Raw genomic sequence first — 12,881 nt, 5'->3', positions numbered from 1 at the left:
CCTAATGAATTAGATTGAGTTAACTGAAAACTCGATGATTAGCGATAAGTTTAGAGTCTTATTGATTTTTTTATCATTAAAAGCAAACAAAGACCGCATATTGTGCGGTCTTTGTTTTAAATATTGACATCAGAGAGAGCTATACACTGAAATGATGCTATGTATTGTTTTATTTAAACTGAATAGATCCGTTTGCACTCACGGTAATTTTTGATTCTCCAGCAGAAACATCTTGTACAGGTACTGAGTCCGCCATTTCCATTTTCGCCATACTTGCACGCATCATCATCGGTTGAGGATAAAAGTTACTTGTATTTAGGTTAATGCTGACAAGGTTATAGCCCGATTTATTCCACGCTTGAGCTAGGAGCTGAGCACGCTGTTGAAAGTTTTTTGATGCTTCTGCAATGAGCTCATTTTCAACTTTGCTACGCTGTTCATCTGAAACAGTAAAGTTAATTGAAGCTGTTTGAAAGTTTTGTTGCAGTTCACTAATGAGTTGGCTTGCAGCTTTGAAATCTTTACTTTCGATTTGGACTTCAGCACGACCACGCCATTCTTTTAGTTTTTGATTGTCATTGTCATAAATCGGGTAAGTGGTTTGTGAGCCTGTTTTCAATTGAACTGTTGGAAATTTTTTACCTAAAGCCGTAGCTTGGTTCATCAATTGGCTGATTTGAGCAGATAGTTCGGCAGGTTGTTTATGGCTTTTTTCAACAAAAAGGGTAGCATGCATTTCATCATTAGAGACTTGACGTGTCGCATCTGCTTGAACATTTGCGATATTGTAATTGAGCGAGTTGTCATCGGCAAAAACACTTGTTGCAGTAACAATGCTAAGTAGTGCAGTGAAAGCAGTCAGTAAACGCATAAAAAATTTCCTAAAAAATACACAGATAATCGTAGTAAACTGATTGAAATATTAATTGGCATTGAAGGTGGATCGATGCATATTTTGTGGTGAATTTGTTTCAGAATGGTCTTCTTTTGCAAAGATGACTTATTTGAAATTTACTTTTTAATCATTTGTTTATTCTAAAATTGACGTAATATTGATCAAGTTGTGAAGGTGAAAAGTTGAAGATATTCTGTTTTAATATTTTCGTTCTATTGTCATCTATTTAAAAGATAATGAGAGTTCGGCTTGAAGTGAATGTTTTTTTCAATCAAGTTCAGGGAGATAAGTAGATAAATGCTATTTATTTTTTTGCAAAAAACTGTATCATCGCGCTCTTGGTTAAAAACAACATACAAATTTTTTAACTAAGTTCTCTATAAAGCACCGAGTCAAAGGACCGCAAGTCACCCGACTTATTTCTTTCAACCCATATCAGAGATGGTAATTCGATATGAGCGTTTCTTCTGTAAATCCTGCCCCTAATTCTACTAACGAATACTATTTAACTCGCCAAAGTCAGATGGAATCCAATGTTCGTAGCTATCCACGCAAATTGCCGTTGGCCATAGCAAAAGCTTTAGGGTGTTGGGTTACTGATGTTGAAGGTACAACGTACCTCGATTGTTTAGCTGGGGCAGGAACATTGGCATTAGGCCATAATCATCCTGCGGTAATTCAAAGTATCCAAGACACACTTGCAAGCGGTTTACCGTTGCATACTTTGGACTTAACAACGCCTTTAAAAGATGCATTTACTGAAGCACTACTTGAGCAATTGCCAGGTGGTAAAGCTGAGTATTGCTTACAGTTCTGTGGTCCATCTGGTGCAGATGGTACAGAGGCTGCAATTAAATTGGCAAAAACCTATACAGGTCGTAACACGGTCATCAGTTTTTCTGGTGGTTACCATGGTATGACGCACGGCGCTTTGGCAATGACAGGTAACTTATCTGCTAAAAATGCCGTAAATGGTTTAATGCCAGGCGTACAGTTTATGCCGTATCCACATGAATACCGTTGCCCACTCGGCATTGGTGGTGAAGCGGGTGTGGACGCTTTAACGTATTTCTTTGAAAATTTCATTGAAGATGTTGAAAGCGGTGTAACTAAACCTGCAGCTGTGATTCTTGAAGCGATTCAAGGAGAAGGCGGTGTGGTAACAGCACCTGTAAAATGGTTGCAAAAAATCCGTGAAGTGACTGAGCGTCATAACATCGTACTGATTCTTGATGAAGTACAAGCAGGTTTTGCACGTTCAGGTAAAATGTTTGCCTTTGAGCATGCGGGTATTGAGCCTGATGTTGTGGTGATGTCTAAAGCAGTGGGTGGTAGCTTACCACTTGCAGTGCTAGGAATTAAACGTAAGTTTGATGCTTGGCAGCCTGCTGGCCATACAGGTACTTTCCGTGGTAACCAACTTGCAATGGGTACAGGTCTTGCTACGATCAAAACCATTCAAGAACAAAACCTTGCACAAAATGCGCAAGAACGTGGTGATTTCTTACAAGCTGAATTTAAAAAATTAGCGGTTGAATTCCCATGTATTGGTAATGTTCGTGGTCGTGGTTTAATGCTTGGTGTTGAAATTGTAGATGAGCGCCAAAAAGCAGACCATATGGGTTCACTTCCAGGTGACTCACAATTGGCAGCAGCGATTCAAACAGCTTGTTTTAACAACAAATTGTTGTTAGAAAAAGGTGGTCGTGGAGGCACAGTCATTCGCTTACTTTGCCCATTGATTATTACACATGATGAATGTGTAGAAGCTGTGGCTCGCTTTAAGAAAGCAATTGCTGAAGCTCTAGTTGCTACTCGAGGCGCATAATATGGTTGATTTTGCAGAACATCGTAAAGCGTTATTCTGCAATGATGCACAATCCATTGCTGACTATCAGTCAGTGATGGGCGAGGCGGTAAAAGCCGTTTCTGCATGGTTGCAAAACGATAAAATGTATACTGGTGGTAGCATAAAAGAGCTACGTAGTGCAATTGCATTTAACCCTTCAAAAGAAGGTATGGGTGTACAAAAATCACTTGATCGTATGGTGGAATTATTTTTAAACAAAAGTTTAAAGGTTCACCATCCGCATTCATTAGCGCATTTGCATTGTCCAACAATGGTGACGAGCCAAATCGCAGAAGTACTCATCAATGCGACGAACCAATCGATGGATTCATGGGATCAAAGTCCTGCGGGTTCTTTGATGGAAGTTCAGTTGATTGATTGGTTACGTCAAAAAGTAGGCTATGGTGCAGGTCAGGCAGGTGTATTCACTTCGGGTGGTACACAGTCAAACCTCATGGGCGTACTTTTAGCACGTGATGCATGCATCGCAAAAAACTGGAAAGATGAGAACGGTGATCCGTGGTCTGTTCAGCGTGATGGCGTACCAGGTGACGCAATGCGTAACGTCAAAGTTATTTGTTCTGAAAATGCACATTTTTCAGTACAAAAGAATATGGCGATGATGGGTATGGGCTTCCAATCTGTCGTAACTGTTCCTGTGAACGAAAATGCTCAGATGGATGTTGATGCACTCGAAAAAACCATGGCTCATCTTCAAGCAGAAGGTAAGATTGTGGCATGTGTAGTGGCAACTGCAGGTACAACTGATGCAGGTGCTATTGATCCATTGAAAGAAATTCGTGAAATCACCAACAAATATGGCGCATGGATGCACATCGATGCGGCTTGGGGTGGTGCTTTAATTTTATCGAATGATTTCCGTGATATGTTAGGTGGTATTGAACTTTCTGATTCGATTACGCTTGATTTCCATAAGCATTATTTCCAAACTATTTCGTGCGGTGCATTCTTGCTTAAAGATGAAGCGAACTATCGTTTCATGCATTATGAAGCTGAGTACTTGAACTCGGCTTATGATGAAGAGCATGGCGTACCGAACCTTGTGTCGAAATCACTACAAACAACACGCCGTTTCGATGCGTTGAAATTGTGGATGACGGTGGAAGCATTAGGTGAAGAGCTTTATGGTTCAATGATTGATCATGGTGTAACTTTAACGCGTGATGTTGCAGCCTATATTACTGCAACAGATGGCTTAGAAATGCTCGTTGATCCTCAGTTTGCATCGGTGTTATTCCGTGTGATTCCTACAGGTTATCCTGTTGAATTATTAGATACACTCAATCAAAACGTAGCAGATGAATTGTTTGCTCGTGGCGAAGCAAACATTGGTGTGACTAAGGTCGGTCAAAATCAATCTTTGAAAATGACGACCTTAAGCCCAGTAGCAACTTTAGATAACGTGAAAAACTTGCTTGCACTTGTGCTTGCAGAGGCTGATCGTATTAAAGGCTCAATTGCTGATGGTACTTATGTGACAGCATTAGATTAATGTCTTTGTTGTTTTAGAACATAAAAAAGGAGCTCTATAGAGCTCCTTTTTTTATAGCGTATCAGATTAAGATCTATATGATTATGGTATTTTTACCAACTATGGTTCTTTCCATGTGCCATCAATAACACTTTGCTCAGGTCAAGAAATACGTATGATGGATGCAAATGCTCCAATAGTTGTAGGAAGCTAGTGGGCTTTTTTATCCGAACTTGGTGCTTCATTTTGTAAGTATGGCGTGATTGAGCTATCTATATTTCTTGTCAGATTTGGAATCATAGATGAGTTAATTAAATCATGATTCAGTTCATTCGCATAAATAGACTTTGTAGTATAGCGTACATGCTCATTGATCAAAATGATTTTGTAGATGGTAGCTGACCTTTAAAGAAGTCAGTTGGTATTTATTTTTACTAGCTAAAAGTTGCCCTAGTATGATCCCAATTTGTTTGAACTTATTAATGAGTTTTTTATTTGGATGAATATTTTCATATTTTAATGTGAAATCCATAACATTAAAAAATTCAGGTGAAGTTTTATACTTTTCAGAGATTAAGAGTTCAATAAAATCAATCTTTGGTGCTGCTTTGGAAGTGGGTTGACCAAAAAATGCCGATAATGGTATGACCTTACAAGAAAGTTTATACACTAATTATTACATCTGCTCGATGCTCAGTTTAACCTACGCTTTTTCATATACTTCAAATATAACTTATTATATTTTTAATTTTATTAAAAAATAAATTTTATATTATATTTGTTTGAATTTACACTATTGATTTAATTGTATAAAAATTAAATGAGTTATGTTGGTCTATATTTTTATTTAGTTTATCTACACTATTTAGTGTTAGATGTAATGTAATTTAAAATATTAATATTTCATAGTGTGATGTATATCAATGGATTTTATTTGATTGTTTTTTAATCTTATTTGGTCTTAGAAATCCAATAGTCATCTTAAAAATTAATCCATCATCAAAGCGTCATAGAACTGTCACTTAATTGTCATATTTTAAAATCAAAATGTGGTCATGGAAAAGTACACAACAATTATTCGTGGCGTACTTCAATACCGCAATTGATAAAGAGAGAAAAGAATGCGCTTAAATCATATCGTACTTGCTTTGGCAGTTTCTGGGGTAACCGTTGCAGCAAATGCAGCTCGTGATACCATTCAAATTGCAGGTTCTTCGACTGTACTTCCTTATGCAAGTATTGTAGCGGAAGAATTTGGTAACACATTTCCACAGTTTAAAGCACCTGTAGTTGGCTCAGGTGGTAGTTCTGCGGGTTTGAAACAATTCTGTTCAGGCGTGGGTGATAATACAATTGATATCGCAAATGCATCACGTAAAATTAAAGATACTGAAATTGCAGCATGTAAAAAAGCAGGCGTGAATCAAATTTTAGAAATTAAAATTGGTTATGACGGTATTGTATTTGCATCGAACTCAACAAAAGCTGCCTATAAATTACGTCCACAGCATGTATTTGCAGCTTTAGCCGCTGAGTTACCATCCAATGGTAAACTTGTTCCAAACCCATATACGCGTTGGAATCAAATTGATAAATCATTACCAAATGAACCGATTACTTTAGTTGTTCCTGCATCGAATCACGGTACACGTGAAGTGTTCCAAGAAAAAATGGTTGAAGCAGGATGTGAATCTTACGATTACTTCAAAAAGCTAGATAAAGATGCACAGAAGAAAGCCTGCTCAAACTTCCGTAAAGACGGTAAAGTAATTGAAATTGCAGGGGACTACACAGAAACATTGGCACGTTTGAAAACATCTCCAAGTGCAGTTGGTGTCTTTGGTTTGGGTTTCTATGATCAAAACCGTGACAAGTTACGTGTGGCAACAGTGAATAATGTCGTTCCTTCTGAGCAAACCATTTTGAATGGTTCTTATCCTGTATCTCGTCCTTTATACTTTTATGTAAAAGGTGAACACTTGAAATCAATTAAGGGCTTATCTCAGTTCACTGAATACTTCTTAAATAAAAAGGTTTCAGGTAAAGGTTCAAAACTAGATAAAGCAGGTCTAATTTCAATGTCTGATGCAGAACGTGCAAAAGTACTTGCAGCGTTTAAAGCGGGTCAAGGCGTGAAGTAAGAAATAATAACGAAGCTGATGGTTGAATGATGAGCCATCAGCTTTTTTGCTAAGTAGCATTTTTCAACTTTGAGTATTTAGGACATGACGTATTTAAAGCATCAAGTCATTAAAACATTAAGTAGAAAAATAGTGGAGAATATATGAATCTGCTCCTCATTGGTGTTTTGCTGGCTTTGGTGGCAGTTGCATATCAAATTGGACTGAGAAAAAGTCTAAGCCTGTCGGGCAAAGGAAATAATTCGGCAATTTTACATTCACGACCAGGCTACTATGGTGCTTTGGTCGCATTGTGGTGTGGTATTCCAGCATTTCTAATTTTGTTGGTTTGGAACATTATTGAACCGAGCATTTTACAACATTATATTTTACAAAATGTACCTGCGACTATTGCATCAGGACTCGATGAAGCGGGTGTTAATGTTTTGGTTGATCGTGTTCAGGCGATTGCTTCAGGTTTTGGTGTCACCGATACTCCTGCCGCTTATGAGCTTGCAGCGGCGCAACAACTTTCAAACATTCAGCAGATTGGTAATTATGCCAAATTTGCGGTGGTGATTTGTGTTGCCATTGGTGGGTTATTATGGGCAAAGAAAAAAATATCCCAACAATATCGTGCCCGTAATCAGGTTGAAAAATCAATTAATGTCGCTCTAATTTTATGTTCAAGCGTGGCTATTTTGACCACTATTGGCATTGTGATGTCAATGTTTTCTGAAGCATTGCACTTCTTTAAATTTGTTAGTCCAATTGACTTTTTCTTTGGTACAGAGTGGAATCCTGGTTTTAGTACCTCGGGTAATGCTGAAGGTAGTTATGGTTTGCTTCCCCTGCTTTGGGGTACCTTGATGATCAGTGCGATTGCACTTTTGGTCGCAGTGCCATTGGGTTTGATGATTGCAATTTATTTGGCTGAATATGCATCTCCACGCTTTCGTGCATGGGCGAAGCCTGCCATTGAAGTCTTAGCGGGGATTCCAACCATTGTATATGGCGTGTTTGCCATGATGGTGCTTGGACCCGTATTTAAAGCATTGGGCGCAACGGTTGGACTTGAAATTAATGCCACGAGTGCATTAACTGCAGGTTTTGCCATGGGCATTATGATTATCCCGTTTGTTTCATCATTATCAGATGACATTATTACCCAAGTGCCACGTTCACTGCGTGATGGTTCATTGGGTTTAGGCGCAACCAAGTCTGAAACCATTCGTCGCGTTGTTTTGCCAGCGGCTTTGCCCGGCATTACTGGGGCATTTTTACTTGCTGTTTCTCGTGCGGTCGGTGAAACCATGATCGTGGTACTTGCCGCAGGGAACAGCCCTTTACTACATGCCAATCCATTTGAAGCAGTTTCAACAGTTACAGTGACCATTGTGAAACAGTTAACTGGTGATACAGATTTTGCAAGTCCGCAAGCATTGGTCGCATTTGCACTCGGTTTAACCTTGTTTGTGATTACGCTATGTCTGAATATTATTGCACTGTACATCGTGCGCAAATACCGTGAGCAATACGAATGAGTACATCAAATACATCTTCCGTGGATCAGGTATTTGACCCACGTGTTGCGGCAGAGCAACGAGAAAAGCGTAAAGCCAAAATTGCATCATCTTTGGCAAAGCGTCATCGTACAGAAAAAATATTCCGCATTGTAGGGTTGAGTTCGGTCATTATTGGTTTGGCATTTGTCGCAATACTCTTTACTAGCATTATGTACAAGGGAATGCCTGCATTTTGGCAAGCAAGTATGACTGTTCCTGTATATTTTGATCCTGCTGTAATTGATGTTGGACCACGACCGACACAGAAAGTGGGTGAAAGTCCTGCACAGTTTGAAGAGCGCTTTGTCGATTGGCAAACCAAAATGGGTATGGTCGATTGGGATGCTTTGATTGTGAATGGTATTATTGCCAAAGATCCTGCACTTGAAAAGCAACGAGATGAGCTGAGTGAAATTTATACGAGTTCAGAAGCCTATCGTGTCCGTGATATGGTGATGAAAGATCCTGCGATGATTGGGAAAAAAATTGATATCAATTTCCTTGCCGATGCCAATATTGATGTTTGGCTCGCTGGAAATATTGACCGTACTTTACCCGATGAGCAGCAACAATTAAGTCCTGAAATTCGTAAACTTTCAGATGATTTGGCTGCCAAAGGTATTATTGAGCGGACGTTTAACACTCAATTATTTACTAATCCTGATTCTCGCAGTTCTCCTGCAACCGCAGGTTTGGCAGGTGCATTCATGGGCTCGCTGTTTATGATGCTCATCGTGATTGCAATCGCGATTCCACTCGGTGTGGCAAGTGCGATTTATCTTGAAGAATTTGCACCAAAAAATTTCATCACTGACATTATTGAAGTCAATATTAATAATCTTGCTGCTGTACCTTCAATTGTGTTCGGTTTATTGGGTGCTGCCATCTTTATTGGTTGGATGCATTTACCTATTTCGGCACCTTTAGTCGGAGGTTTAGTTTTAAGTTTAATGACTTTACCGACGGTGATTATTACTACACGAGCATCATTAAAAGCTGTTCCACCATCCATTCGCCAAGCAGCGTTGGGTATTGGTGCATCACGTATTCAAACAACTTTCCATCATGTTTTACCTTTGGCAATGCCAGGAATTATGACTGGTGCAATTATTGGTATCGCACATGCATTGGGTGAAACGGCACCATTGTTACTGATTGGTATGAGTGCCTTTGTTGCAAATATTCCTGTATCTCCAATGGATCAGGCAACGGCATTACCTGTTCAGGTGTATTTATGGCAGGGCAATGAACTACGTAACTTCTTTGAAGGGCGTACAGCGGCGGCAATTATTGTTTTACTTGCACTAATGGTGGGCTTAAACAGTCTTGCAGTTTGGTTACGTAAGAAATTTGAAGTTCGTTGGTAAATGAGAGCATATTATGAATAGCGTAGACACTAAAAACGCCCTTGAACAGGGTAATACGAATAGGCTTGAACAGGATAACAACGTGAATTCAGATCCATCGCAATTTACTTCGGCTGAAACAAGACAAAAACAAGCAAGTGTATCTTTGGCTTCACAGTTTGATGCACCTGTACCACAGCCTGCAAAACAACCTACAGTCAAACTCAGCGCAAATGATGTACATGTCTATTATGATGAAGCTGAAGCGATTAAAGGGATTGATTTACAGATTTATGAACATGAAGTGATTGCATTTATTGGACCTTCAGGTTGTGGAAAATCAACGTTCCTACGTACATTGAACCGTATGAATGATACGATTGACTCATGTCGTGTTACAGGTAAAGTGTTATTAGATAATCAGGACATTTATGATCCAAATTTAGATGTTGTTTTACTACGTGCACAAGTAGGGATGGTATTTCAAAAGCCTAATCCATTTCCAAAATCAATTTTTGACAATGTTGCCTATGGACCTAAATTACATGGTCTTGCGCGTGATAAATATGACATGGAAGAAATTGTTGAAAATAGTTTACGTAAAGCGGGCTTGTGGGATGAAGTGAAAGATCGTTTAAATCAACCTGGTACAGGTTTATCTGGTGGTCAACAACAACGCTTATGTATTGCACGTACCATTGCAGTCAGCCCAGATGTCATTTTGATGGATGAGCCTTGTTCGGCACTCGATCCAATTGCAACGGCAAAAGTGGAAGAACTGATTTCTGAATTGTCGAAACAATATACCATTGCGATTGTGACGCATTCGATGCAGCAAGCTGCACGTGTTTCAGACCGTACTGCATACTTCCATTTGGGTGATTTAATTGAAGTCAATGCGACTGAAAAAGTCTTTACTTCTCCTGATCATCAACTAACTGAAGCTTATATTACAGGTCGTTTTGGTTAATCTGATATAGTGGTTTTAAAAATTCACTAGATGATTTAAATTTAAAAATATTTAAAAACAGAGCTTTATGGCTCTGTTTTTTGTTAGGATAAGTTACTGACATGGCGATAAACAAGAGTGATTGCAATAAGTGAAGAACAAAAAAGATTGAATATTATGCGGGAAGCACAAAGCAACCTATACATTTCTATTTTTTCGACAAAATACGTTGCAGAGTATTTCGCTTTAGCAATGGTTTTTGTGAGTATTTGTCTAGCGATTTTCATTCCATATATAGGGTTATTCCCAACTTCACAAAGCAAAAGTATGAGTAATTATCATCGTTGGTTGTATGATCTCTTTGTGATTGTTAGTTCTTGCATGGGACCAATACTATATTTTATTTTTAAGCACAAAATGCAGCATTATAAGGTTCGACAACATTGGTATACATATGTGAAAGCACATGCAATATTTAAAAAATATAAACATGATTTGGCTGTGAAACATGGAAAGAAAAAGTATCTTGTGGGTTTGTGGTCGGAAAGAGTATTTTTAATTCTGATGATTGTAGGTTTGATTATGATCTACGCGTTTATTGTACCGAGTGGAAATTCTAGGCGGGGAGGTTTATTCATTCAAGCATGGTGGCCGATTAGCGCGGGGGTGATAGCTCTTTTATATTATGCTGTTTTTTGGCTATACTTTAGACTATTTGCTTCAGCAGAGATCAACAGACAATATCAAGCACTAGAGCGAAGTGACTTGCATTAACAGAATAAAAAACAAATGACTATTGAAAAAATTCTGCATTGACCTAATCTAAATTAAATATGTGTATTATTTTTAGAGATTATAAATTCTATGTTATTTCATTTACCCAAAGTTCCTGCGGAAATTCGCATCAGTCATTTAAATGAGCGTATTAATGAACAACGCAAAAAAATTGCACAAACAACTGCTTCTAAATTTGAATTATTACAATTAACACAACAGCTTTCGAAGGAAGCTCGAGCACGTAAAAAGAACAACCAAAAAATCTATGTTTTAGATTTTAAAGGTGATATACAAGCATCAGCTGTAGAAAATTTACGTGAAGAAATTACCCTGATTTTAGCCACGGCAAAAGCAGGTAAAGATCGTGTAGTTGTTCGCTTGGAAAGTCCGGGTGGAGCAGTGCATGGTTATGGATTGGCTGCTGCTCAATTGGTACGTCTACGTGATGCAGGTTTTCATTTGACCATTTGTGTCGATAAAGTTGCTGCAAGTGGTGGTTATATGATGGCATGTATTGCTACTGAGATTATCTCGGCGCCATTTGCTGTCGTTGGTTCTATTGGTGTAGTTGCACAAGTACCGAATTTTAATCGTTTATTGAAAGAGCATCATGTCGATTTTGAACTGTATACGGCAGGGCAATTTAAACGTACAGTGACTATGTTCGGTGAAAATACTGAAGAAGGTAAAGCTAAGTTCGAAGAAGAATTGCAACAAACGCATGTTTTATTTAAGCATTTTATCGAAAAATACCGTCCACAATTGAATGTTGAAAAAGTGGCAACAGGTGAGCATTGGTATGGGCAAGATGCAAAAGGCTTAAATCTTGTGGATCAATTGAAAACATCTGATGAATATTTGTTGGGTTTACTGGCACAACATGATGTGTATGTAATTCAAACACGCCGTAAACCAACTTTGGGTGAAAAGCTAGGTCTACAAGCAGTACAAATGGCAGATACATTAATTCCATCGATATTGAGTAAAGTCGTTGATAGCTTAGCGAAAGCCAATACTTCTTTAGTACAAATGCGTGATCCTAAGCTTTAAGTTAAATGAAACATTTTGATATAGTTATGATAAATTGAATACATTAAAAAAGGCAAATCATAAAGATTTGCCTTTTTTTATTTTGAATGAATAAAAAATAAAATGCTAAAAATTAGTTCTTAGCAGCTTCTTTTACATCTGCAGCACCTTGTTCAACTGCACCAGCAGCAGTTGCAGTTGCGGTTTTAGCGGCATCTACAGTCGCTGTTGCAGCATGATCTGCAGCATTTGCAACATGATCTGCGGCATTTACAGTTGCAGCAGCTGTGTTATCTACAGCAGTTGCAGTTGCATTCGCAGCATCGCTTGCAGCATTTTGAAGATCTTGACCCGCTTGAGTTGCAGCATTTTCTAAGTGCTGACCTGCTGTCGCACCTGTTTCAGGCGCCTTTTCTTTGTTACAACCTACTAGCGCAACAGTAGCAGCAAGACCTAAAGCAACAAGTAACTTATTCATTTATTTTACCTTTATTGAGCTATTATTGTGATCCATAACACGATGGACAATTTAATATAAACAAGTTATACGAAAAATAAAAATAAAAATTTGTTAATGATTGGTTTATCTTAATGATTGATTTTGTTCTTTAGTTTTAATTGATAAGGATACGAAAGTATTTGCGAGTGGATAATATATCTTAATTTGTAGATTAAAATTCACGCATTAAAAAAGCCTCCTATAATTTAAAATAGGAGGCTATATATGGGCTTAATTTCTTTAAAGAGAATGAAATAATTACATTCTACTTAAACACTTACTGCCCATTACGCATCATATAATCAAAAGCAGATAATGCCGCTTTCGCACCTTCACCCGATGCAATAATGATTTGCTTGT

General features: G+C 38.2%; 11 protein-coding genes and 1 pseudogene. 8 read left to right on the top strand and 4 right to left on the bottom strand.

Going from position 1 to position 12,881, the window contains the following annotated elements:
• Nucleotides 1-169 precede the first annotated feature (169 nt).
• Entirely contained in the window at nt 170-871 is a 702-nt protein-coding gene (locus FW754_RS13385) for an SIMPL domain-containing protein (RefSeq protein WP_419349637.1), read from the bottom strand.
• Between the two features lie 478 nt (nt 872-1,349).
• On the opposite strand from FW754_RS13385, the gene FW754_RS13380 reads away from it, so the two are divergent.
• Nucleotides 1,350-2,723, top strand: a complete 1,374-nt coding sequence (locus FW754_RS13380) for a diaminobutyrate--2-oxoglutarate transaminase (RefSeq protein ID WP_409512880.1) — start codon at nt 1,350-1,352, stop codon at nt 2,721-2,723.
• Between the two features lies 1 nt (nt 2,724).
• Nucleotides 2,725-4,257 (top strand): pyridoxal phosphate-dependent decarboxylase family protein, encoded by a 1,533-nt coding sequence (locus FW754_RS13375; protein WP_446324906.1) that lies wholly within the window; start codon nt 2,725-2,727, stop codon nt 4,255-4,257.
• A gap of 346 nt (nt 4,258-4,603) precedes the next feature.
• On the opposite strand, the gene FW754_RS13370 is transcribed toward FW754_RS13375, so the two are convergent.
• A complete protein-coding gene (locus FW754_RS13370) occupies nt 4,604-4,906 on the bottom strand; it encodes a hypothetical protein (protein ID WP_446324905.1) in 303 nt (100 codons plus the stop codon).
• A 451-nt stretch (nt 4,907-5,357) separates the two neighbouring features.
• Here FW754_RS13370 and FW754_RS13365 point away from each other — a divergent pair, with 451 nt between their 5' ends.
• The 6 genes from FW754_RS13365 (at nt 5,358) to sohB (ending at nt 12,043) form a co-directional block, all read left to right on the top strand.
• Complete coding sequence (locus FW754_RS13365) at nt 5,358-6,377, top strand: substrate-binding domain-containing protein (protein WP_409512882.1); 1,020 nt, start codon at nt 5,358-5,360, stop codon at nt 6,375-6,377.
• A 143-nt stretch (nt 6,378-6,520) separates the two neighbouring features.
• A complete protein-coding gene (gene pstC, locus FW754_RS13360) occupies nt 6,521-7,900 on the top strand; it encodes a phosphate ABC transporter permease subunit PstC (RefSeq protein WP_446324904.1) in 1,380 nt (459 codons plus the stop codon).
• The gene (pstA, locus tag FW754_RS13355; protein ID WP_446324903.1) at nt 7,897-9,288 is read left to right on the top strand and encodes a phosphate ABC transporter permease PstA; all 1,392 of its coding nucleotides are present in this window, start codon (nt 7,897-7,899) and stop codon (nt 9,286-9,288) included. Before pstC ends, pstA begins: the two co-directional genes overlap by 4 nt.
• A gap of 13 nt (nt 9,289-9,301) precedes the next feature.
• Nucleotides 9,302-10,237 (top strand): phosphate ABC transporter ATP-binding protein PstB, encoded by a 936-nt coding sequence (gene pstB / locus FW754_RS13350; RefSeq protein WP_409512885.1) that lies wholly within the window; start codon nt 9,302-9,304, stop codon nt 10,235-10,237.
• Between the two features lie 117 nt (nt 10,238-10,354).
• On the top strand, nt 10,355-10,990 hold the full coding sequence (locus FW754_RS13345) for a hypothetical protein (protein WP_409512886.1): 636 nt from the start codon (nt 10,355-10,357) through the stop codon (nt 10,988-10,990).
• 90 nt (nt 10,991-11,080) lie between these two features.
• On the top strand, nt 11,081-12,043 hold the full coding sequence (sohB, locus tag FW754_RS13340) for a protease SohB (protein WP_409512887.1): 963 nt from the start codon (nt 11,081-11,083) through the stop codon (nt 12,041-12,043).
• 112 nt (nt 12,044-12,155) lie between these two features.
• Here the strand turns inward: sohB and FW754_RS13335 are convergent, their stop codons facing one another.
• Together FW754_RS13335 and FW754_RS13330 are read right to left on the bottom strand one after the other, a co-directional pair.
• Nucleotides 12,156-12,500, bottom strand: coding sequence for a hypothetical protein (locus tag FW754_RS13335; protein WP_409512888.1), 345 nt, complete (start codon nt 12,498-12,500; stop codon nt 12,156-12,158).
• A 298-nt stretch (nt 12,501-12,798) separates the two neighbouring features.
• Nucleotides 12,799-12,881: pseudogene (locus tag FW754_RS13330) on the bottom strand (FAD-dependent oxidoreductase); the annotation flags it as partial.

The organism is Acinetobacter sp. 1207_04 (assembly GCF_052850415.1).
Note: the sequence above shows the minus strand (reverse complement) of the source record. Positions and strands in the feature narration are given on the sequence as shown.

What these genes read in the sequence shown, in the direction of transcription:
- FW754_RS13385 (WP_419349637.1), bottom strand. Translation starts at nt 871, where the DNA reads ATGCGTTTACTGACTGCTTTCACTGCACTACTTAGCATTGTTACTGCA.
- FW754_RS13380 (WP_409512880.1), top strand. Translation starts at nt 1,350, where the DNA reads ATGAGCGTTTCTTCTGTAAATCCTGCCCCTAATTCTACTAACGAATAC.
- FW754_RS13375 (WP_446324906.1), top strand. Translation starts at nt 2,725, where the DNA reads ATGGTTGATTTTGCAGAACATCGTAAAGCGTTATTCTGCAATGATGCA.
- FW754_RS13365 (WP_409512882.1), top strand. Translation starts at nt 5,358, where the DNA reads ATGCGCTTAAATCATATCGTACTTGCTTTGGCAGTTTCTGGGGTAACC.
- pstC (WP_446324904.1), top strand. Translation starts at nt 6,521, where the DNA reads ATGAATCTGCTCCTCATTGGTGTTTTGCTGGCTTTGGTGGCAGTTGCA.
- pstA (WP_446324903.1), top strand. Translation starts at nt 7,897, where the DNA reads ATGAGTACATCAAATACATCTTCCGTGGATCAGGTATTTGACCCACGT.
- pstB (WP_409512885.1), top strand. Translation starts at nt 9,302, where the DNA reads ATGAATAGCGTAGACACTAAAAACGCCCTTGAACAGGGTAATACGAAT.
- sohB (WP_409512887.1), top strand. Translation starts at nt 11,081, where the DNA reads ATGTTATTTCATTTACCCAAAGTTCCTGCGGAAATTCGCATCAGTCAT.
- FW754_RS13335 (WP_409512888.1), bottom strand. Translation starts at nt 12,500, where the DNA reads ATGAATAAGTTACTTGTTGCTTTAGGTCTTGCTGCTACTGTTGCGCTA.